At 64.5% G+C, this 21,980-nt stretch carries 19 protein-coding genes; 11 read left to right on the forward strand and 8 right to left on the reverse strand.

Features of this window, described 5'->3' with window-relative positions; translation table 11 throughout:
- Positions 1-504: 504 nt before the first annotated feature.
- Both lpdA and IB229_RS00010 read right to left on the reverse strand, forming a co-directional pair.
- Positions 505-1,905, reverse strand: a complete 1,401-nt coding sequence (gene lpdA / locus IB229_RS00005; RefSeq protein ID WP_192323692.1) for a dihydrolipoyl dehydrogenase — start codon at positions 1,903-1,905, stop codon at positions 505-507.
- A gap of 15 nt (positions 1,906-1,920) precedes the next feature.
- Positions 1,921-3,138 (reverse strand): MFS transporter, encoded by a 1,218-nt coding sequence (locus IB229_RS00010; protein ID WP_192323694.1) that lies wholly within the window; start codon positions 3,136-3,138, stop codon positions 1,921-1,923.
- A 106-nt stretch (positions 3,139-3,244) separates the two neighbouring features.
- On the opposite strand from IB229_RS00010, the gene IB229_RS00015 reads away from it, so the two are divergent.
- From IB229_RS00015 to tauD, 9 genes are all read left to right on the forward strand, one after another.
- Positions 3,245-3,784, forward strand: a complete 540-nt coding sequence (locus IB229_RS00015; RefSeq protein WP_192323696.1) for a PaaI family thioesterase — start codon at positions 3,245-3,247, stop codon at positions 3,782-3,784.
- A 150-nt stretch (positions 3,785-3,934) separates the two neighbouring features.
- Positions 3,935-5,071 carry a thiolase family protein gene (locus tag IB229_RS00020; protein ID WP_225578875.1) on the forward strand — a complete coding sequence of 379 codons (1,137 nt, stop codon included), beginning with the start codon at positions 3,935-3,937 and terminating at the stop codon, positions 5,069-5,071.
- 23 nt (positions 5,072-5,094) lie between these two features.
- Entirely contained in the window at positions 5,095-6,210 is a 1,116-nt protein-coding gene (locus IB229_RS00025; RefSeq protein WP_192329146.1) for an efflux RND transporter periplasmic adaptor subunit, read from the forward strand.
- A gap of 1 nt (position 6,211) precedes the next feature.
- Entirely contained in the window at positions 6,212-9,298 is a 3,087-nt protein-coding gene (locus tag IB229_RS00030) for an efflux RND transporter permease subunit (RefSeq protein ID WP_192323699.1), read from the forward strand.
- Between the two features lie 49 nt (positions 9,299-9,347).
- Positions 9,348-9,920, forward strand: coding sequence for a TetR/AcrR family transcriptional regulator (locus tag IB229_RS00035; RefSeq protein WP_192323701.1), 573 nt, complete (start codon positions 9,348-9,350; stop codon positions 9,918-9,920).
- Positions 9,921-10,176: 256 nt separating this feature from the next.
- The gene (tauA, locus tag IB229_RS00040; RefSeq protein WP_192323703.1) at positions 10,177-11,157 is read left to right on the forward strand and encodes a taurine ABC transporter substrate-binding protein; all 981 of its coding nucleotides are present in this window, start codon (positions 10,177-10,179) and stop codon (positions 11,155-11,157) included.
- Positions 11,158-11,295: 138 nt separating this feature from the next.
- The gene (gene tauB / locus IB229_RS00045; RefSeq protein ID WP_192323705.1) at positions 11,296-12,078 is read left to right on the forward strand and encodes a taurine ABC transporter ATP-binding subunit; all 783 of its coding nucleotides are present in this window, start codon (positions 11,296-11,298) and stop codon (positions 12,076-12,078) included.
- Positions 12,075-12,911, forward strand: coding sequence for a taurine ABC transporter permease TauC (gene tauC, locus IB229_RS00050; RefSeq protein WP_192323707.1), 837 nt, complete (start codon positions 12,075-12,077; stop codon positions 12,909-12,911). Before tauB ends, tauC begins: the two co-directional genes overlap by 4 nt.
- A 185-nt stretch (positions 12,912-13,096) precedes the next feature.
- Positions 13,097-13,930: a taurine dioxygenase gene (gene tauD, locus IB229_RS00055; RefSeq protein ID WP_192323709.1), complete on the forward strand. Its 834-nt coding sequence runs from the start codon at positions 13,097-13,099 to the stop codon at positions 13,928-13,930.
- Between the two features lie 192 nt (positions 13,931-14,122).
- Here tauD and IB229_RS00060 read toward each other — a convergent pair whose 3' ends face one another.
- The 3 genes from IB229_RS00060 to IB229_RS00070 all read right to left on the reverse strand — a co-directional run bounded on the left by IB229_RS00060 (position 14,123) and on the right by IB229_RS00070 (position 17,110).
- A complete protein-coding gene (locus IB229_RS00060) occupies positions 14,123-15,379 on the reverse strand; it encodes an MFS transporter (protein ID WP_192323711.1) in 1,257 nt (418 codons plus the stop codon).
- Positions 15,380-15,555: 176 nt separating this feature from the next.
- Positions 15,556-16,533 carry a serine O-acetyltransferase EpsC gene (epsC, locus tag IB229_RS00065; protein WP_192323713.1) on the reverse strand — a complete coding sequence of 326 codons (978 nt, stop codon included), beginning with the start codon at positions 16,531-16,533 and terminating at the stop codon, positions 15,556-15,558.
- A gap of 58 nt (positions 16,534-16,591) precedes the next feature.
- The gene (locus IB229_RS00070) at positions 16,592-17,110 is read right to left on the reverse strand and encodes a rhodanese-like domain-containing protein (RefSeq protein WP_192323715.1); all 519 of its coding nucleotides are present in this window, start codon (positions 17,108-17,110) and stop codon (positions 16,592-16,594) included.
- 598 nt (positions 17,111-17,708) lie between these two features.
- On the opposite strand from IB229_RS00070, the gene IB229_RS00075 reads away from it, so the two are divergent.
- On the forward strand, positions 17,709-17,882 hold the full coding sequence (locus IB229_RS00075; RefSeq protein ID WP_412547761.1) for a hypothetical protein: 174 nt from the start codon (positions 17,709-17,711) through the stop codon (positions 17,880-17,882).
- 279 nt (positions 17,883-18,161) lie between these two features.
- Positions 18,162-19,340, forward strand: coding sequence for an MFS transporter (locus tag IB229_RS00080; protein ID WP_192323717.1), 1,179 nt, complete (start codon positions 18,162-18,164; stop codon positions 19,338-19,340).
- A 138-nt stretch (positions 19,341-19,478) separates the two neighbouring features.
- Here the strand turns inward: IB229_RS00080 and arsH are convergent, their stop codons facing one another.
- The 3 genes from arsH to IB229_RS00095 are packed head-to-tail and all read right to left on the reverse strand — an operon-like array spanning position 19,479 to position 21,976.
- On the reverse strand, positions 19,479-20,177 hold the full coding sequence (arsH, locus tag IB229_RS00085) for an arsenical resistance protein ArsH (protein ID WP_192323719.1): 699 nt from the start codon (positions 20,175-20,177) through the stop codon (positions 19,479-19,481).
- A 15-nt stretch (positions 20,178-20,192) separates the two neighbouring features.
- On the reverse strand, positions 20,193-20,663 hold the full coding sequence (locus IB229_RS00090; protein WP_192323722.1) for an arsenate reductase ArsC: 471 nt from the start codon (positions 20,661-20,663) through the stop codon (positions 20,193-20,195).
- A 29-nt stretch (positions 20,664-20,692) separates the two neighbouring features.
- Positions 20,693-21,976 carry an arsenic transporter gene (locus IB229_RS00095; RefSeq protein ID WP_192323724.1) on the reverse strand — a complete coding sequence of 428 codons (1,284 nt, stop codon included), beginning with the start codon at positions 21,974-21,976 and terminating at the stop codon, positions 20,693-20,695.
- Positions 21,977-21,980: the final 4 nt, after the last annotated feature.

A 21,980-nucleotide genomic window follows, 5' to 3' on the forward strand; every position in this document is an offset into this window, starting at 1 on the left:
TGATAATCAGTTGACTATCAGTCTTACCTCACAAGCACCCACACGAATTGCTTGATTCAAGTTGTTAAAGAGCGTTTCGATTAAGTCTTTCGTCTCAACCGAGGCCGCGCATTCTACAGCAGCCTTTAAATCTGTCAAGCTGTTTTTGAAGAATTTTTCGTTTCTTCTCAACCGCTTGCGCTTCCGATCTGCTTTCGCTTCACATCAGCGGGAGGCGAATTCTACAGCGTTCAAACTCGCTGTCAACCACCTCTTTCACACTACCTCAGTCGCTTCCGACTGAGGCGCTAACAAGATCAAACCACCACCTTGTCAGCCCGGCGAATTCTACTCGAATCCGCCACCGTTGCAACCTTTATTTTCGTCTAACTTCTTGTTTACTAAGGAGTTTTCGGATCCGGCTGCACCGGAAGAGGTGCGCATTATAGGGGAGACAGAAACGGCGTCAACACCTTTGTGAAGGAAATATGGAAAGAAGTTCTTACACCCCGTAATCGCGCGCTTTCAAGCCTGCATCGTCCAGCCTTCCACGGCCATTGCAGCCTGGCGCAGCGCTTCGGAACGGGTTGGGTGTGGGTGGCAGATGAGGGCGATGTCTGCAGAGGACGCGGCGAACTCCATCGCAACGCAATACTCACCGATCATCTCGCTAACGCTTGGCCCGATCAGATGCACACCGAGGATCTCATCGGTGCGCTCATCCGCAAGCACCTTGGCGAAGCCTTCTGTTTCGTGATTGATCTTCGCTCGGCTATTGGCCGTGAACGGGAACTTGCCCACCTTATAAGCCCGTCCTTCCGCCCTGAGCTGTTCTTCGGTCTTCCCTGCACTCGCCACTTCCGGCTTGGTGTAGATGACGCTGGGGATGACCTCGTAGTTGACCTCGGCGGCATGACCCGCAATCCGCTCGATACAGGCGATCGCTTCCTCCTCAGCCTTGTGCGCCAGCATCAGCCCCGAGGTGACATCGCCAATGACCCAGACGCCGCCAACCGATGTCTTCAAGTGCTCATTCTCGACAATCCCACGCTGGTTCGGTGCAAGACCCACGCTCTCCAGGCCAAGCCCTTCTATATAAGGACGGCGACCGATGGCCACCAGCACGTAGTCTGCCTGCAACGACTCAGCCGCACCGCCTGCCGCCGGCTCGAGCGTGAGTGACACCGACTTGCCATCGACAACGGCGCTGGTCACCTTGCTGCCCAGCTTGAACGCCATCCCTTGCTTGGACAGTGAGCGCTGCAGCGTCTTGCCCGTTTCCAGATCGAGTCCGGGGCAAATCCGGTCGAGATACTCGACCACAGTCACTTCACTGCCTAGGCGCCGCCAGACCGAACCGAGTTCGAGCCCGATCACACCCGCTCCGATCACCACCAGGTGCTTGGGCACCTCGGGAAGCGACAACGCGCCCGTCGAATCGAGAATGCGCTGGTTATCGATGGTCACGCCCGGCAGCGGTGTTGGCTCTGAACCGGTGGCGATGATGATGTCCTTCGCTGACAACTCCAGCTGACTGCCATCGGCAGCAGTGACCATGACGCGCCCCACTCCATCGATGCGTCCCCACCCCTTGATCCAGTCGACCTTGTTCTTGCGAAAGAGAAACTCGATGCCCTTGGTGAGTGCGTCAACGCTCTCCGCCTTCTGTTTCATCATCTGCGACAAATTGAGCAAAGGCTTGACCTCGATACCAAGGTTGGCGAACTCCTTGCCCGCTGCGGCTTCGTACAGTTCCGATGCATGCAGCAGCGCCTTCGATGGCATGCAGCCGACGTTGAGGCAGGTGCCGCCGAGGGTTTCCCGTCCTTCGACGCAGGCTACCTTCAGCCCCAACTGGCCAGCGCGAATGGCTGCGTTATAGCCGCCCGGACCGCCACCAATGATCACAACGTCGTATGCACTCATGCGAAGTCTCCGAAGTCAGGGAAGTTTGGCAGCCGCCTGGGCTGCAGCCGGATGCGGCGCGCGCAACAGATGAAACAGCACGAAAGCTGCCACGGCGAAAATCGCGTGTAGAAGCACCATAGGCCATGCAGATCCATCCTGCAGGGCACTGAGCAACAGGCCTGCACAGGTAGCACCGAGCATCTGAGCGAACCCCATCAACCCGGACGCCAGCCCTGCACGATGGGCATTGGGCATCACCACGCCCGCCACCGACGCCGGCAGCACCATCCCGCCACCCAGCGTCACCAACACTTGCGGCAGGGACAGACCGAGAATCGACAAACCGAACAACTTGTAGACCACCAGGCTCAACAGGCCACCGACAGCCACCAGGGCGACGCCAATGCCAACGATGCGTACCGGACCAAGGCCGAGAATGTTGCGCCGTGTGAACACCGCGCCAGCGATAAGACCGGAGACGATCAGGCCGAACGTCAAGCCGTACTGCGTAGCCGTCAGCTGCAGCAGCTTTATATACGTGAAGGACGAGCCGGCGATCACCGCGAACATCGCGCCATAGGTGAGCAACAGCGCGATGGCGAACGCGCGACTGGCACGCGAGCGCAGCAAGTCCAGGTAATTGCCCGCCAGGTGCCGAAGCTGGCCGGCCTGCGGATCGAGATGCGCGTTGCTCTCCTTATATAGAAGGACAACCGCCAGCAACGCGCTGGCGCCAACCAGCAAAGCGGCGATGATCGGCGCCTGCCAGCCACCCAGAACGGTGAGCAGGCCTCCCAGCATGGGGGAAATGACGATGGCGCACAGCATGCCGATCACAGTCAGAGCCAGAGCGGGAGCCGCTTGCGCCTGCCAAACATCACGCACGATGGCTCGCGCCAATACCAGCGCCGCACACGCCCCCAACCCCTGCAGCACGCGGGCGGCGATGAACTCGCCCATGTTGCTGGCGAACAGCATCCAGGCCGTGGCGGCGAGATAGGCCAGCAACCCGACGATGAGCACCGGACGCCGACCGATGCGATCCGATAGCGGCCCCAATACCAACTGGCCGACACCAAAGGCTGCGACGAACGCGGACAGCGCCACCAGGCTACTGCCGGGACGCGCATCGAATGCCACCTCGATACCCCCCAGACTGGGAATGATCAGCTGGGTGGAAATCTCACCCAATGCGGTCAGCACGATCAGGAGCAGCAACAGGCTTCGAGAAGGAATGGGGACAGGGCGCATGGCGACTCCGCAATCAGGGCTGGATTTAATATTTAGGTCGTAATATATAATTAGATTACGACTGCAATCAAACGATTCTGCCGACCTTTCCCGATGGAGATCTGTCATGCCCGTGCTTACCCGTGAAGAAAAACTCGCCAGCTGGCTGGCCGCCGAACAAAGCCAGCGCGCCACGCTGGCAGCCCCCGGCACGCTGACCCTGGCCCAGGTTGCCGAACTGGCGCCGCAGGAGTTCTTCGACCGCATCGGCAAGGGCGAACTGCCCTGCCCGCCTTTTGGCGACCTGGTGGATTTCGTGCCGATCGAATGGTCTGCCGGCCTGTTCGTGTTCCAAGGCACACCGGACGCGCGCCACTACAACCCGCTGGGCAGCGTGCACGGTGGCTACGCCGCGACGCTGCTCGACTCGTGCATGGGCTGCGCCGTTCATACGCTGCTCAAGCCCGGCCAGGGCTACACCACGACCGACCTGCGCATCAGCTACGTGCGCGCCCTGCGGGGCGACATCGGCCCGGTGCGCGCCGAAGGCCGTATCGTGCACCTGGGTCGTAGCACCGCATTGGCTGAAGGGCGTATCTATGACGTCGACGACCGTCTGTATGCCGTCGGTTCGACCACCTGCCTGATCCTCAACATGCAGGGCTGAGCACCTCGCATCCATAGAGAACGACCGCTGCTGCGATGCATTTAAATTATGATCGCAATCTATACGATCGTTTGAATTACACCTATCATCTTTCTCGACGGTGACATCCGAATCACCCCGTCGACCACCACCCGCCAAGGACTGATTGCCATGACTTCCATCGTGATTGCCGGTTACGCCCGCTCCCCTTTCCACTTCGCCAAGAAGGGTTCGCTGATCAATATCCGTCCCGACGATCTGGCCGCGCAGGTGCTCAAGGGTCTGGTCGACAAGCTCGACCTCGATCCCAGTGAGATCGAGGACGTGATCATGGGCTGCGCCTACCCCGAAGCCGAACAGGGCATGAACATCGCGCGCATCGCCAGCTTCCGTGCCGGCTTCCCGGAAACCCTGGGCGGCGCCACGGTGAACCGCTTCTGCGGCTCCTCGATGACCGCCATTCACTTCGCCGCCGGGCAGATCATGCTCGGCGCTGGCGAGGCCTTCATCTGCTCTGGCATCGAGTCGATGACCCGCGTGCCCATGGGCGGCTTCAACATCTCGCCCAACCCGAGCCTGATGAGCAGCTTCCCGCAGGTGTACATGGCCATGGGGCATACCGCCGAGGAAGTCGCCAAGCGCTTCGAGGTCAGCCGTGAAGAGCAGGAAGCCATGGCGGTGGAGTCCCACGCCAAGGCCGCCAGCGCCCGTGAGCGCGGCCTGTTCGTCGATGAGATCGTCGCCATCGACACCCCGGATGGCCGTGTCGAGGAAGACGGCTGCATCCGCCCCGGCACCAACGCCGAAGCCCTGGCCGGGTTGAAACCAGCATTCGGCGGCAGCGTCACCGCAGCCACCTCCTCGCCGCTGACCGATGGCAGCGCCGCGGTGCTGGTGTGCACCGAGGAATTTGCCCGCAGCCGCAATCTGGAAATCTTCGCGCGAGTCAAGGCGGTCGCGGTCGGCGGTTGTGCGCCGGACATCATGGGCGTGGGCCCGGTCGTAGCCACCCGCAAGGTGCTCGAACGTGCCGGCCTGAGCATCGACGACATCGACCTGGTGGAAATCAATGAGGCCTTCGCCAGCCAATCCATCGCCTGCGTCCGTGAACTGGGCCTGGACATGGCCAAGGTCAACATCGATGGCGGCGCCCTCGCCCTCGGCCACCCGCTGGGTGCAACCGGTGCGCGCATCACCGGCAAGGCGGCTTCGCTGCTCAAGCGCACCGGCGGGCGCTACGCCATCGCCACCCAGTGCATCGCCGGTGGCCAGGGCGTCGCCACGCTGCTGGAAGCGGTCGACCAGTGAACACAGGAGCCCGGCTCATGCGCATGCCCCCACGTCGCCTCAGCAGGCTGCTGCCGCTGATCGCCCTGCTCGCCCTTGCCGGCTGCAACAGCCAGGCCGATAGCACGGCGAATACCACAACCGCGCCGCGGCTGGTACTCGCCGCCCCGGTGGAGCCCGCCGCGCAGCATGCGGCGGTTTATACCGGCGTGGTCGCCGCGCGGACCGAGAGCAACCTCGGCTTTCGGGTCGCCGGCAAGGTGATCGAACGCAAGGTCGATCCAGGTATGCGCGTGCGCCGGGGCGATACGCTTCTGGTGCTGGACATCGAGGATTTCGAGCTGGCCCTGCGCGCGGCGAACAACCGCGTACAGGCGGCACGGGCCGAGTTGAATCAGGCCCGTGACGATGCCCGGCGCTATCAGCGACTGGTCAGCAGCGGTGCGATCTCCAAGCAGATCTTCGACCAGGCGGCGACGCGCCTGCGGGTCGCCGAGGCCGACCTGGCAGCCGCCAGCTCGGATGCCAACCAGGTGCAGAACCGCCGCAGCTACTCGACCCTCAAGGCCGACGCCGACGGGGTGATCACCGAGGTGCAGGTCGACCGTGGCCAGGTCGTGGGCGAAGGGCAGATCGTCGCCCGTCTTGCCCATGACGGCGCCCGCGAGGCGGTGATCGACATCCCGGAAACCCAGCGCGAACTGGCCGGCAACGCAGCCCAGGCGGCGCTGTTCAGCACGCCGGCGGTGAGCGTTGCCGCGCGGCTGCGCGAGCTGTCTGCCGCGGCCGATCCGGCGACCCGTACCTTTCGCGCGCGCTACATTCTCGACGGTGCCAGCGAGCCGTTCCCTATTGGCTCGACCATCACCCTGCGCCTGGCCAGCGACAGCGCCACGCAGCAGGTCCGGGTGCCGCTCGGCGCGCTGTACGACGCAGGCAAGGGAAGCGGTGTGTGGCTGATCGACGATGAGGACCGCGTGCACTTCAAGCCCGTGCAGGTCGTGCGTCTGGAACAGGAACACGCGCTGCTCGGCGCGGGCGTGAACAGCGGCCAGCGCGTTGTCGCGCTCGGCGCGCACCTGCTGCACGAGGGCGACCCGGTTCGGCTGCTGCCCGGCCAGGCACTCGCCCTGGCCAATGCCGCACAAGGAAAACCCTGACATGCGCGGCCTCAACCTTTCGGAAATCGCGGTACGCAATCCGGCGGTCACCCTGTTCCTGATCATCGCCGTGCTGGCGTCGGGCATCTTCGCCTTCGGCAAGCTGGGGCGCGCCGAAGACCCGTCCTTCACCGTCAAGGTGATGACCGTCACCGCCGCCTGGCCCGGCGCCACAGCCCGGGAGATGCAGGAACAGGTGGCGGACCGCCTGGAAAAGCGCCTGCAGGAGCTGGACTACTACGACCGCGTCGAAACCATCGCCCAACCGGGCTTCGTCTCGATGAAGGTGATGTTTCTCGACTCGACCCCGCCCGGTGCCATACAGGACGTGTTCTACCAGACCCGCAAGAAACTAGGCGATGAAGCCAGCCGCCTGCCGCAGGGCGTGGCCGGCCCCTTCTTCAACGATGAATATTCCGACGTGTACTTCGCCCTCTACGCCCTGGAAGCCGAGCAGTTACCGCACCGGCAACTGGTCAGCATGGCCGAGGAACTGCGCCAGGGATTTCTGCACCTGCCCGGGGTGAAGAAGGTCAACATCCTTGGTGAGCAGGCCCAACGCGTGTTCGTCGAATTCTCCTACGAGCGTCTGGCCACGCTGGGCATCAAGCCCGAGCAGATCTTCGAGGCGCTGGCCAAGCAAAACAACGTGGCGCCCTCCGGCTTCGTCGAAACCAGCGGGCCACGTGCCTACATCCGCCTCGACGGTGCCTTCGACAGCCTGACGCAGATCGAAAACGTGCCACTGCTGGCCAACGGCAAGGTCTTGCGCATTGCCGATGTCGCCAGCGTGCGGCGCGGCTACGAAGACCCGCCCACCTACCGCATTCGCCACCAGGGCACGCCGGCGCTGATGCTCGGCGTGATCATGCAGAAGCACTTCAACGGCCTCGACCTCGACAAGGCGCTCAAGGACGAGGAAGCGCGCCTCCATGCCCAACTGCCTTTGGGCGTGACCTTCGACAAGGTCGCCGACCAGGCCAGCAAGATTCGCCTGGCGGTCAACGAGTTCATGATCAAGTTCTTCGTCGCCCTCGCCGTGGTCATGTTCATCAGCCTGCTCGCGCTGGGCTTTCGCGTCGGCCTGGTGGTCGCCGCGGCGGTACCGCTGACCCTGTCGATCGTCTTCGTGATCATGCTGATGAGCGGCCGCGAGTTCGACCGCATCACCCTCGGCGCGCTGATCCTGTCCCTCGGCCTGCTGGTGGACGACGCCATCATCGCCATCGAGATGATGGTGGTGAAGCTGGAGGAAGGCCTCGACCGCATTTCCGCGGCCACCTACGCCTGGAGCTCGACCGCCGCACCGATGCTCACCGGCACCCTGGTGACCATCATCGGCTTCCTGCCGGTGGGCTTCGCCAAGTCCGGCGCCGGCGAGTACGCCGGCAACATCTTCTGGATCGTCGGCTTCGCCCTGATCGCCTCCTGGCTGGTGGCCGTGGTATTCACGCCCTACCTGGGGGTGAAGCTGCTACCCGCCATCAAGCCGGTAGCCGGCGGCCACGACGCGATCTACGCCAGCCCCGGCTATGCCCGGCTGCGCCGCATGGTCGAGGCCTGCGTGCGCCATCGCTATCTGGTCACCGGCCTGGTGGTCGGTGCATTCGTGCTGTGCATCCTCGGCATGGGCGTGGTGAAGAAGCAGTTCTTCCCCAACTCGGACCGCTCCGAGCTGATGCTCGAGGTCTACATGCCACCGGGCAGCGCCTTCAAGGCCACCGAAGCGGTGGTCGAACAGCTGGAACAGGCCCTGCGCCAGGAACCCCAGGCCAAGCTGGTGGATGCCTACATCGGTGGCGGCCCGCCGCGTTTCTTCCTCTCGCTCAACCCGGAACTGCCCGATCCGGCCTTCGCCAAGCTGGTGGTGCAGACCGACAGTGCCACGGAGCGCGAAGCGCTCAAGCTGCGCATGCGCCAACGCATCGCCGCCGGTGAGTTTCCCTCGGCCAGGGTGCGGGTCACACAGCTGCTGTTCGGTCCGCCCGTGCCCTTCCCGGTGGTCTTCCGCCTCTCCGGGCCGGACGTCGACGTGCTGCGCGGCATCGCCGCCGAGGCACGCACCATCGTCGAAGCCAACCCGCTCACCCGCGACACCTTCATCGACTGGGGCGAGCGCAGCAGTGGCTACCGCCTGGTGCTCGACCAGGACCGCCTGCGCCTGCTCGGCTTTACCCCGGCGGAGGTTAAATCCCAGGTCAATGCCCTGCTCAGCGGCAACCCGATCACCCAGGTTCGCGAAGGCACGCGCAGCGTTTCGGTGATGGTTCGCGCCCTCGGCGTGCAGCGCGAACAGCTGGGCAGCATCGACGACCTGACCATCACCAACGCCGCCGGCCTGTCCGTGCCGCTGCAACAGGTCGGGCACTTCCAGCCGGTGATGGAGGAGCCGATCCTCAAGCGACGCAACCGCGAGATCACCTTCGAAGTGCGCGCCGACATCATCGATGGCACCCAGCCGCCGGACGCCGAACTGTCCGCCTATGCCGACCTGCAGCCGCTGATCGCCGCCCTGCCCGCCGGCTATCACCTGGCCATCGGCGGCCCGGTGGAAGAAAGCGGCAAGGCCAACAAGGCGCTTGCCGTGCTGTTCCCGATCATGATCCTGCTGATGCTGGTGGTGATCATGTTCCAGGTGCGCTCGTTCGGCGTGATGTTCATGGTCTTCGCCACCGCACCGCTCGGCCTGATCGGCGCAGTGCCGAGCCTGTTGCTGTTCAACCAGCCGTTCGGCTTCAACGCCATCCTCGCGCTGATCGGCATCGGCGGCATTCTCATGCGCAACACGCTGATCTTCACCGACCAGATTCGCCAGAACCAGGATCACGGCATGCCGATACGCGAGGCGATCATCGAGGCCACGGTCCGCCGCGCGCGCCCGGTGATCCTCACTGCGCTGGCCGCCGCACTGGCGTTCATCCCGCTGACGTTCTCGGTGTTCTGGTCGTCGCTGGCCTACGTACTGATTGGCGGCGTACTGGTGGGCACGCTGCTCACCCTGCTGTTCCTGCCGGCGCTGTGCACACTGGTTCTCGCGCGCAAGAGGCAGCCCGGCACTTTCACAGAAACGACGAGTCTGAGCCTGTAAGCAGGTAAGATGACGCCCAGCATTCCAAAGCACTCGACGGAACCCAGCCATGCGCTACTCGGAAGACCACAAAGCCAAGACCCACCAACGCATCATCGAGGAGGCCGCGCGCCTGTTTCGCCGCGACGGTGTCGGCGCCACCGGGCTGCAGCCGCTGATGAAAACCCTGGGGCTGACCCACGGCGGTTTCTACGCGCACTTCAAGTCCAAGGACGAGCTGGTGGAAACGGCGCTACGCCACTCGGTCGATACGCTACGGGTCAGCGCTGGCGAAAACGCCAGCGGCCCGAAGCCCCTGGCCGGTTTCATCAAGTTCTACCTGTCCAGCGCGCACCGCAACGATCCCGGTGCCGGTTGCCCACTGCCGACCATGTCCTCCGAACTGGGCCAGCGTGGGCAGCCAAGCCCGATCACCGACGAGATGGTCAGGAACCGCCTGGAGATGATCGCGGCCGAACTGGCGAACGACGATGCCGACGAGCAAAGCGTGCTGATGTTCTGCGCCATGGTCGGTGCGCTGAGTCTGTCGCGCAGCGTCAGCGATCCCGAGCTGTCCGATCGCCTGCTCAAGACCACGCGCAAGCTGCTCCTCGATCAGGTCGACACTGCACAGACCGCGTAATCCGAGCCGATTCGCCAGAAGCCCCGCCAAGCAATTCGCGGGACTTTTGCGTTTTTGCCTGCAGGCCAGATACCGCGGCGGCTGCAGCGCCCTCACGGCCACGCAATCGCGCCTAAGCTAATATCAAAAAAGTATTTATTTTAATTTTCTTAGATCGTTTAGCTTCTCTCCACCGGACCACCGGACATTCATCAAAACCAAGAATCTGTCCCGTGATCCGGCTCCTTTCAGCCGGGCGCTGCTAGGAGCAACTGTCATGATCAACACCCTCTTTCCCCGCCGCCTGCTGGCCACGCTGACCTTCGCCGGTCTGGCGTTCGGCGCGCAGGCCGCCGATTTCACCGTTGCCTACCAGACCACTGTCGACCCGGCCAAAGTCGCCCAGGCCGATGGCGCCTACGAGAAAGCCAGCAAGTCCGAGATCGACTGGCGCAAATTCGACGGCGGCGCCGAAGTGATCACCGCCGTAGCGTCCGGCGACGTACAGATCGGCTACGTCGGCTCCAGCCCGCTGGCTGCCGCCGCCACCCGCCAGCTGCCGGTGCAGACCTTTCTCATCGCCACCCAGATCGGCGCAGCTGAAGCCCTGGTCGCCCGTGACGGCAGCGGCATCAGCAAACCCGAAGACCTGATCGGCAAGAAAGTCGCCGTGCCGTTCGTGTCCACCGGCCACTACAGCCTGCTCGCCGCGCTCAAGCACTGGAACATCGACCCGTCCAAGGTACAGGTGCTCAACCTGGCGCCACCGGCGATCATCTCCGCCTGGAAGCGCGGCGACATCGACGCCACCTACGTCTGGGACCCGGCGCTGGGCGTGGCCAAGGAAAACGGCAAGGTGCTGATCACCTCCGGCGAGCTGAGCACGCTCGGCGCGCCGACCTTCGACGCCTGGATCGTACGTAAGGACTTCGCCGAGAAGCACCCGGACGTGGTCCGTGCCTTCGCCAAGGTCACCCTCGACGCCTACGCCGACTACCGCAAGGACCCACAAGCCTGGCTGGCCAATCAAGACAACATCGCCAAGGTGGTGAAACTCTCCGGCGCCAAGGCCGAGGACATTCCACTGCTGCTGCAGGGCAACGTCTTCCCGCTGGCCGCCGACCAGGTCACCGCACTCGGTGCGCCGACCACCCAGGCGATCACCGACACCGCCACCTTCCTCAAGGAACAGGGCAAGGTCGAGGCCGTGCTGCCGGACTACACCTCCTACGTCAGCAACCAGTTCATCACCAACTGAGTCAGCTGTGCCGGGTGCGCGCAGCCGCTGAGGCCACGCGCCCCGGATCGAGCATCGGGCCCCTGCCCCTTCGCGGGCAGGATGTCGAGGGGTCGCACGGACGCCACCTTTCGCTTATTCAACACAAGCAGAGAACCCATGGCCTTATTACAGCTGGAGCGCATCAGCGCACAGTACCCCGGCACGGCCGAGCCGGTACTGACCGACATTTCCCTGACCCTGGGGCCACAGCAACTGCTGGTGGCCCTTGGTCCTTCCGGCAGCGGCAAGACCACGCTGCTCAACCTGATCGCCGGCTTCGTCGCCCCCAGCGCCGGCAGCATCACCCTCGACCAGCGCCCCGTGCGCGGGCCCAGCGCCGAGCGCGGCGTGGTGTTTCAGGACGACGCCCTGCTGCCCTGGCAGAACGTGCTGCACAACGTTGCCTTCGGCCTGCAACTGGCCGGCGTCGAGCGTAGCCAGCGCGAAGCCCGTGCCCGCGAACTGCTGGCACTGGTCGACCTGGCGGGCTTCGAGCAACGGCGCATCTGGGAACTCTCCGGCGGGCAGAAACAGCGCGTCGGCCTGGCCCGCGCCCTGGCTGCCGACCCGCGCGTGCTGCTGATGGACGAGCCCTTCGGCGCGCTGGATGCCTTCACCCGTGAACAGATGCAGGAGCTGCTGCTGCAGGTCTGGCAACGCACCGCCAAGCCGGTATTCCTGATCACCCACGACATCGAGGAAGCGGTGTTCCTCGCCAGCGACCTGATTCTCTTGTCACCCAACCCCGGACGCATCAGCGAGCGCCTGCGCCTGGACTTCGGCCAGCGTTACGCCGCTGGTGAGAGCGCACGGGCGATCAAGTCCGACCCGCGCTTCATCGAAACCCGTGAACACGTACTGGCCCAGGTATTCGCCGAACGGCAAAGGAGAAGCGCATGAGCAGCCTGGAATTGCCCCTTCTGCCCCGCGTCAGCCGCGACAGGCAGCCTATCCCGGCCAAGCGCGAAGTGAGCCTGACGCTGATCAGCTCGCTGAGTATCGGCAGCCTGCTGCTGCTCTGGTGGGCCGTGACCAGCGCCGGGCTGATCGAACCGCTGTTCCTGCCCAGCCCGCAGGCCGTAGCGGCGCGCGGCTGGCAACTGATCACCGTCGGCTATATGGACGCCAGCCTCTGGCAGCACCTCGGCGCCAGCCTCGGACGCATCGGCCTGGGCCTGCTCGCCGCCGTGCTGACGGCAATCCCGCTGGGTATCGCCATCGGCCGCAACCGCATCGCCCGCGGCATCTTCGACCCGCTGATCGAGTTCTACCGGCCGATTCCGCCGCTGGCCTACCTGCCGCTGATCGTCATCTGGTGCGGCATCGGCGAGCTGTCCAAGGTGCTGCTGATCTATCTGGCCATCTTCGCGCCGATCGCCATCGCCACCGCCACCGGCGTGCGCAATGTCGACCCGGCCAAGCTGCGTGCCGCGCAGTCGTTGGGCGCCACGCCTGTGCAGCTGATTCGCCACGTGATCCTGCCCAGCGCCCTGCCTGACATTCTCACCGGCGTGCGCATCGGCCTCGGCGTGGGCTGGTCGACCCTGGTTGCCGCGGAGCTGATCGCCGCCACCAGCGGTCTGGGCTTCATGGTGCAGTCGGCGGCGCAGTTCCTGGTCACCGACGTGGTGATCCTCGGCATCCTGGTCATCGCCCTGATCGCCTGCACCCTGGAACTCGGCCTGCGCGCCCTGCAGCGCAGGCTGGTGCCGTGGCACGGGCAGAGCCATTGAGACGCGGCTGAGACGGCCAAGCCTCTCACCCTAACCCAGGTTACGCGCCCCGCTCCGAAGCGTGCGGGGATTGCCGGAGCTGCCGACGTGATCGGCGCTGACCACACACATCGAACAACCCCCTTTCCCTTCGGGAGCGGGCTGGGGTGAGGGCGTCGTCCTCCCCCTCGTCAAGGAGTCACTGCATGCCTCTCAACATCACACCCCTGAGCCCGGCCCTAGGCGCCCTGATCGGCGGTATCGACCTGCGCCAGCCGCTGTCCGACGCCGACCAGCAGGCCATCGAGAACGCCCTGCTGCAGCACCAGGTGCTGTTCTTCCGCGCCCAGCCAATCGAACCGCAACAGCAGGCGCGCTTCGCCGCGCGTTTCGGCGACCTGCACATTCACCCGATCTACCCGAACATCCCCGAGCAGCCGGAAGTTCTGGTGCTGGACACCGCCGTCACCGATGTCACCGACAACGCCATCTGGCACACCGACGTGACCTTCCTGCCCACCCCGGCACTCGGCGCCGTGCTGGCCGCCAAGCAGTTGCCCGCCTTTGGTGGCGACACCCTGTGGGCGAGCAGCAGCGCCGCTTACGAGGCGCTGTCGAAACCACTGCAGACGCTGCTCGACGGCCTCACCGCGACCCACGACTTCACCCGTTCCTTCCCGCTGGAGCGTTTCGGTACCACCGCCGAAGACCTGGAGCATTACCACGAGGTGCAGCGCAAGCACCCGCCGCTGTCGCACCCGGTGGTGCGCACGCACCCAGTCACCGGGCGCAAGGGGCTGTTCATCAACGAAGGCTTCACCACCCGGATCAACGAGCTACAGCCGGCGGAAAGCGACGCGCTGCTGCGCTTCCTGTTCGCCCACGCGACACGCCCGGAGTTCACCATCCGCTGGCGCTGGCAGGAAAACGACGTGGCTTTCTGGGACAACCGCATCACCCAGCACTACGCCGTGGACGACTACCGCCCGGTGCGCCGGGTAATGCACCGCGCCACCATTCTCGGCGACGTGCCGGTCTGATCGTTTGGCGACGTGAGCGTGCTTTTGTAGGGTGGGTTAGTGACGCAACGCACGGAGCATCGGCCAGCCAGATGGCCCGCGCGTCACGTAACCCACCAGGCAGGCCCGACCACTGCCCTTGCTGGGTAACGTCGCATCTGACCACTCATCACGATCAACGCGCGACCGTATAAATCGCCCCCCCCCGAGCGATCAGGCCTGCTTGCTCGGCGACGCATCCTCGAAACGATCGACCTGGCGCAGCGTCTTGAAGCCCCACGCCCAGCCGCCCACCACGCCCAGGGTGCACAGGCTGCCGAGCACGGCGGCCGGCACCGCGCCGAACCACGCCGCGCTGCTGCCGGCGCGGAACTCGCCGAGTTCGTTGGAAGAGCCAATGAACAGCATGTTCACCGCGTTGACCCGGCCACGCATGGTGTCCGGGGTGGAGAACTGCACCAGCGAGGAGCGGATGTACATGCTCACCATGTCCGCCCCGCCCGCCACCAGCAACGCCGCGAACGACAGCCAGAACAGCGTCGACAGGGCGAACAGCAGGTTGGCCAGGCCGAAAATGGCAACGGCGATGAACATCACCTTGCCGACATTGCGGTTGAACGGCCGCACGCTCAGGTAGAAGCCCACCGTCACCTCGCCAATGGCCATGGCGCTGCGCAGGATGCCCAACCCGGTCGGGCCGACGTTCAGCACCTCCTGGGCGTAGATCGGCAATAGCGCCACCACACCGCCCAGCAGCACGGCGAACAGGTCGAGGGAAATGGTGCCGAGGATGATCGGCCGGCTGCGAATGAAGTGGATGCCGGCGGTGAAGCGCTTCCACGCCGTCGCCTCCAGGGCCTGGCGCTGCTCGGCATAGCGCACACGTACGAAGGCCAGCATTGCCGCGCCACCGAGAAAGCAGAGCAGGCAGACGAAGTAGGTCAGCTCACCGCCACCCAGGGCGTACAAGCCGCCGCCGAGCACCGGGCCGGTGATGGTCGAAACGCGCACGATCATGGCGTTGGCGGCGATGGCCGCGGCCAGCCGCTCGCGCGGCACGATCTGCGGCAACAGGCTGGACAGCGCCGGCCCGGTGAACGCCCGCGCGCAGCCGTACACCACCAGCACGCCGTAGAACGCCGTGACCGAACCGCCGTGAGTTGCCGATAGCCACAGCAGCGCACCAGCACACAGCGCCTCCAGTGCCCAGCTCAGGCCGAGGATCAGCTTGCGGTCGTAGCGGTCGATCAGGTCGCCGGCCGGCATCAGCAGCAACAGCATGGGGATGAACTGGGCCAGGCCGACATAGGCCAGCGACAGCGGATCGCGGGTGATGTCGTAGACCTGCCAGGCGACCACCACGGCGAGGATCTGCACCGCGAACATGGCCAGCACACGGCTGGCGAGGAATGGCAGGAAACCGGGCTGGCGGTAGATCGAAGCGGGTACGGCGGCGGAAGTAGCGGTCACGACGGGGCCTGTGGCAGGAGGCTGAACGGCGCCAGCAAATGCCGGCGAGAAGCGAAGGGACGCCAATTTACTGGAAAAAAAACTGTCCGGGCAAACAGCTTCCCCTCTCTACGACCATCGGACCGGCAAGCGGTCCGTGGCGTTCGCATCCTTGCGCGAAGCGATGGCGGGAGCAGTCAGATACTGCCACCGCACTGGTTCTGCACACTGGCCTGGCTGACGTTGCTGCCGGCCGGCACGCTGCGGGTCAGCCAGACATTGCCACCGATGACCGAGCCCTGACCGATGGTAATGCGCCCGAGAATGGTCGCGCCGGCGTAGATCACCACATCGTCCTCGACAATCGGGTGACGCGGCTGGCCTTTGTGCAACTGGCCGGTTTCGTCGGCGGTGAAGCGCTTGGCGCCCAGGGTCACCGCCTGGTAGATGCGCACTCGGTTGCCGATGATCGCCGTCTCGCCGATGACCACGCCGGTGCCGTGATCGATGAAGAAGCTGTGGCCGATCTGCGCCCCCGGATGGATATCGATGCCGGTGGCCGAGTGGGCGATTTCCGCGGCGATGCGCGCCAGCAACGGCAGCCCGGCACGGTACAAGTGATGGGCCAGGCGATGATGAATCACCGCGAGAATGCCCGGGTAGCACAGCAATACCTCGTCGACGCTGCGCGCCGCCGGGTCGCCGTTGTAGGCAGCGATCACGTCGCTGTCGAGCAGGTAACGCAGGCTCGGCAGCGCGGTAGCGAAATCGCGCACGATGCGGATCGCTTCCTGCTCGCCCTGCGGCTCCGCTTCGCCGCGCTGGCGAGCGGCGTGACGCAGTTCCAGGCGGACCTGGGCGAGCAGGCTGTTGAGTGCGGTGTCGAGGGTGTGGCCGACGTAGAAGTCTTCGCTTTCCGCGCGCAGGTCGGTTGGCCCCAGGCGCATGGGGAACAGCGCGCCGCACAGCGCTTCAAGGATATCCGCCATGGCCGCACGCGACGGCAGTTCGCGGCCACCCGGCTCGCGGGCACGCCCGGTGCTGCTGCGCCATTCGGCACGCGCCGCGCGCAGTTGCTCGACGATCTGTTCGAGCTGCCAGTTGACCGGCCGCGATACCACATCGCTCGGCGTCTGCGTCAGGCCGGTAAGGCCCGCTGTGAGTTTGTTGGACATGCGCGATCCTTTACGGCCATGCAAGGGTGGCCCGCCCGAAGAAGTTGATGAAGAGAGTCTAGTCCTGGATCCAGGGCAAACCCCAGAGGCGCCAGCCACCGCGCTCGCCGCGCTGCTGCTGGGCATCGAGATCGCCCTCGAAGCCTTCCAGCACGTTGAACACCTGGGAGAAACCGGCCGCCGTGGCGGCAGTTGCCGCCGCCGCAGAGCGTTTGCCGCTGCGACACAGCAGTACCAGCGCCGCATCGCGCCCGACGCGGCGTGCCAGTTCGTCGAGAAAATGCGGGTTGTCGAGCATCGTCGCACCAACCTGCCACGGCACGTGCAGCGCATTCGGCACCTGGCCGACGAACTGCAGCTCCTCGGCAGTGCGCACATCGACCAGGCGCACCGCGCCGGCTTCGATCAGCGCCCAGGCTTCCGGCGGGTAGAGGCTGCCGGCGTAGCTCAGCCCGTGTTCGCCGGCCCGCGCACGACCACGCGCGAGCAACTCGTCATTGCTGGCACCGAGTACGGCGCGCATGTTCAGAGGCCGCTGCGTGCTGAGGGGAGGCGAAAGGATTTCCACGGCGGACATGGTCGAACCTCGGGCTGGCGAGTCGGGCTGGCAGAGGGCTGCGGCGCCGCGCTGGCGCCACTGTAATGCCACCTCAATATCGCGAAAAAATAACTAATTCTTTCACGGACAAAACTTAATTGAATAACGAGCACGTGACAGCGCTCGGGCTAGCCAATAGCGGCGCGGGATCCCGGCTCAGCTGGGCGCGCCCTGCTGCGTAGCAGTGTGGAAATGGCACCCGTGGACAGGAGAGCACCTGGATACATGGATCTCTGGGGGTGGCGAAATGTTCAGGCTTTTGGCTTGAGCGAGGCTACGACGGCGCTCGCTGCCTCATTGCGCGTGTTCAGGGCGCAGCATGCCAAGCGAGGCACGCACTGCTTACGTTGCAAGCCCGAGGTTTAGGCCCTTTGGAACAACTACCTGCACTTTACAGCCTTGCCGCTACGGGTCGACGGCCCTAGGGTGCGCCGCGCGCACCGGAGGTCAGGTACGAGCCTGCTGACGCGCATGGCGCGCCCTGCGGAAGCCCCCGTGCCGCCAGAGATGAAGGCCCGCTGGTGATGAAGAGGCAGTCGCGCGCCAGCACCACCGACCGCGGCCGCACGCGCTGGCCATGCAAGCGGATGTGATCCTGTTCGGCGAGCCAACCTCGGCGCTCGACCCGGAGCCGGTCGGCGAGGTGCTCGCCACCATCCGCAGCCGGGCCGAAGAAAAGCGCACGATACGCAACCGTCACCCACGAGATGAGCTTCGCCCGCGACGTGGCCACCGGGCGATTCCGGGGTGATCGTCCCCCGGGAAGAGCACACGCGGCAGTTCCTCCGCATATTCCTCAGCGACGGCCTGCTGTGCCACTGAGCCGGAACGTGCGATCAAGGCATCCTTCCGTGTGGGTCTGATTCGGGCTGCGCCGAAGCGCCGTGATGTGGATAATGGCGGCGCTGCATCCCTCATAAGAAAAACCCAACTACCTACTACATGCCCATGCCTCGATGCCTTCCTCGCGAAGCGCGTCGCGCGTAGCCATTCATTCGCGGCACCGCCGCCAACCGGAATACCCCGCTGCATGAACCCGAGCACCCTGCTTTCCCTGCCGTTGCTGGCGCTGGCCCTTGGCGGCTTCGTTGTCGGCAGCAGCGAATTCATCATCATGGGCCTGCTGCCCGAAGTCGCCGCCGACCTCAACGTGAGCCTGGCCGACGCCGGCCTGCTGGTCAGCGCCTATGCCATGGGCGTGGTGATCGGTGCGCCACTGCTCGGCCCGTTGCTCGGGCGCCTGCCACGCCGCCAGGCCCTGCTCTGGCTGATGGGCGCCTACGCCCTGGGCAACCTAGGCTGCGCCCTCGCCCCGGACTACCTGTGGCTAATCGTCATGCGCATGCTCACGGCCGTGAGCCACGCCGGCTTCTTCGGCTGCGCCACGCTGCTCGCTGCTGAACTGGCGCCGCTGCATCGACGCGCCTCGGCCATGGCCCTGGTACTCAGCGGCCTGACCATCGCCAACGTGCTCGGCGTACCGCTCGGCGCCTGGCTCGGCCAGGCCACCAGTTGGCGCATGACCTTCTTCGCCGTCGCCGGCTTCGGCGTGCTCGCCCTGCTCGCCCAGGCACTGTGGCTGCCGAACACGCCGGTGCCGCCACGCAGCGAAGCCAGCGCCTGGGCCGGCATCATGCGCCGCCCGGTGCTGCACGCCCTGCTCGTCTGCTGCCTGTCGTCGGTGGCGCTGTTCGGCGTGTTCACCTACATCAGCCCGCTGCTGCGCGATGTCGGCGGCTTCAGCGCCTCGCACAGCAACGGCGCGCTGCTGCTGTTCGGCATCGGCCTGACCCTGGGCAACCTGCTCGGCGGGCGCCTGGCCGACAAGGGCTTCCGCTTCGCCCTGCCGATGGCCTTCGCCTGCAGCACGCTGTGCCTGCTCGGCCTGTACTTGTTCATGGATGTGGCGCCGGTGGCGCTGGCGTTCCTGTTCGTCTGGGGCGTGGCCAGCTTCGCCATTTCCTCGCCGCTGCAACTGCTGCTGGTGGAACAGGCCGGCGAATCCGCCAGCCTGGCCGCCACCCTCAGCCACGCCGCCTTCAACCTCGGCAACGCCAGCGGCGCCTACTTCGGCGGCCTGTGGCTGAGCGTCAACCTCGGCCTGGCCAACCTGCCACTACTCGGCGTCGGCCTGCTGGCGATAGTCATCCTGGTCAGCCTGCCACTGCCTCGCTTGCGCGCAACGCGCGAACGGTTTGTGCAGCACTGAGGCTGGGTCAGTAGAGATAAGAGCAGGCTCTTGGGGCCTGCTTATCCAGAGTGCGGTCTCGCGCCCGAAGCCAATCATCTATTGCATCGGCGTTAATCTACGCCTGCTTCCGGCCAATAGCAGACACTGCGCGTCGGGCTAAATCGAACGCTGATTCATCCGTTTTGAAAGCTCCTCGGCTGCCTCCTTGCGCTCGGAGTAACGGTCGACCAGGTCGGGCCGTTCGCGCAGTAGGAGGGTGAACTTCACAAGCTCCTCCATCACATCGACGACGCGATCATAGTAAGCCGAGGGTTTCATGCGGCCAGCCTCGTCAAATTCCATGTAGGCCTTCGGCACCGAGGACTGGTTGGGGATGGTGAACATACGCATCCAGCGGCCAAGAACGCGCAGCTGGTTGACGACGTTGAATGACTGCGAGCCGCCGCAAACCTGCATCACCGCCAGCGTTTTTCCTTGAGTTGGACGAATGGCGCCAAGGGCCAAAGGAATCCAATCGATCTGAGCTTTGAACACGGCGGATAGCGCGCCATGACGCTCAGGCGAGCACCAGACCTGGCCTTCCGACCACAGCACCAAATCACGTAATTCCTGAACCTTGGGATGCTCCACCGGAACATCGTCTGGCAGCGGCAAACCGGACGGGTTGAAGATGCGGGTTTCTGCGCCGAAATGTTCCAGCAGTCGCGCCGCTTCCTCCGTCAGCAAGCGGCTAAAAGAGCGCTCTCTCGTCGAACCGTAGAGCAGCAAGATGCGGGGCTTTGGGTGGATATCGCCACGGGCCTCGGACTTCTCGTCGAACAGTGTTTGATCGAGATTGGGTAGATGGTCTGTCATCGTTAGTGCGCTCGCTCACAGGGTTCCGATGCTATCCAGTTCACGCTTGAGTTCATCACGGCTCAGGTGCTCGAATGGCAATGCAAGGAAGGCCCGGCAACGTTGTTCGATGCGTGCCAGGGTGGCGCGGAAGGCAGCATCCACTTCGCGTTCATCTCCTTGCACATCAGAGGGATCCCCCAGCCCCCAATGGGACTTCAGAGCCGGGCCGAAGTACACCGGGCAGGCTTCTCCAGCAGCCTTGTCGCAGACGGTGATAACGATGTCCGGAGGATTCGCCTCGAACGCATCGTTACCCTTGCTGCTCAACCCATCGATGGAAATGCCAGCTTGCTGCAAGGTCGTGAGACTGCGTGGCAGTACCTGCCCCTTGGGGAAGCTCCCGGCGCTGACAGCCTCGAAACCCTCCGGCGCCAGGTGATTGAACATCGCTTCGGAAAGGATGCTGCGGCAGCTGTTGGCCGTGCACATGAAGAGAACGCGCATGTTTTGCTCCTGTGCCCTGAGGGCAGCGTCTAGAAGGCCAGGCGCAATGCCAGGGCCGAAAGAGTGATCAACAGAACCGGCAAGGTCAGCAGGATGCCGACCTTGAAGTAGTACCCCCAGGTGATGCGGATGCCTTTGCGCTCCAGCACATGCAGCCAGAGCAGAGTCGCGAGACTGCCGATGGGAGTGATCTTTGGGCCCAGGTCGCAGCCGATGACGTTGGCGTAGATCATGGCCTCGCGGATGATGCCGTTGGCTTCACTGGCCTGGATGGACAGAGCGCCGATCAGCACGCTGGGCATGTTGTTCATCACCGAGGACAGAGCGGCCGATAGCAGCCCCGTGCCCAAGGCCGCCGCCCACAACCCCTGCTCGGCGAGGCGGTTCAGCACCAGAGTGAGGGAGTCGGTTAGTCCTGCGTTCTTCAAGCCGTAGACCACCAGGTACATACCCAGCGAAAAGATCACGACCTGCCAGGGGGCATCGCGCAGCACCCGACGCGTGGCGATCACATGCCCCTTCGCTGCCACGGCAAAGAGGATGGCCGCACACACTGCCGCCACTGCGCTGATGGGTATGCTAAGTGGCTCCAGGGCAAACAGGCCGACCAGCAGTACCAGCAATACCCACCAGCCGACGATAAAGGTCGAGCGATCACGAATTGCCTCGATGGGCACCTTTATCGCGTCGGGGGCGTATTGCGCCGGGATGTCGCGACGGAAAAACAGGTAGAGAACCAGCAAGGTCGCGGCAACGCTGACCAGGTTGACCGGCACCATCACGGACGCGTATTCGGCGAAGCCCAGGTTGAAGTAGTCCGCAGAGACAATGTTCACCAGGTTCGACACCACCAGCGGCAGGCTGGCAGTGTCCGCAATGAACCCTGCTGCCATGACAAAAGCCAAAGTGGTAGCGGCAGAGAAGCGTAGCGCCAGCAGTATCGAGATAACTATGGGGGTGAGGATCAGCGCAGCGCCATCGTTAGCAAACAGTGCGGAAACGGCAGCGCCCAGCAGTATGCAGAAGGCAAACAGGCGGTGTGCATTCCCATCCGCCCAGCGCGCCACATGCAGAGCAGCCCACTCAAAGAAGCCGGCCTCGTCGAGTAACAAGCTGATGATGATCACCGCGATGAAGGTAGCGGTGGCATTCCATACGATGGCCCAGACGGTAGGGATGTCTTGCAACGACACCACTCCGATTGCGAGAGCAATGCCCGCACCGAGTGCAGCACTCCAACCAACGCCAAGGCCTCTCGGTTGCCAGATGACCAGGACGAGCGTGAACAGAAAAACGGCAGCGGCAATCAGCATGATG

The organism is Pseudomonas sp. PDM14 (genome assembly GCF_014851905.1).
In the GTDB taxonomy this organism is placed as follows: Bacteria; Pseudomonadota; Gammaproteobacteria; order Pseudomonadales; family Pseudomonadaceae; genus Aquipseudomonas.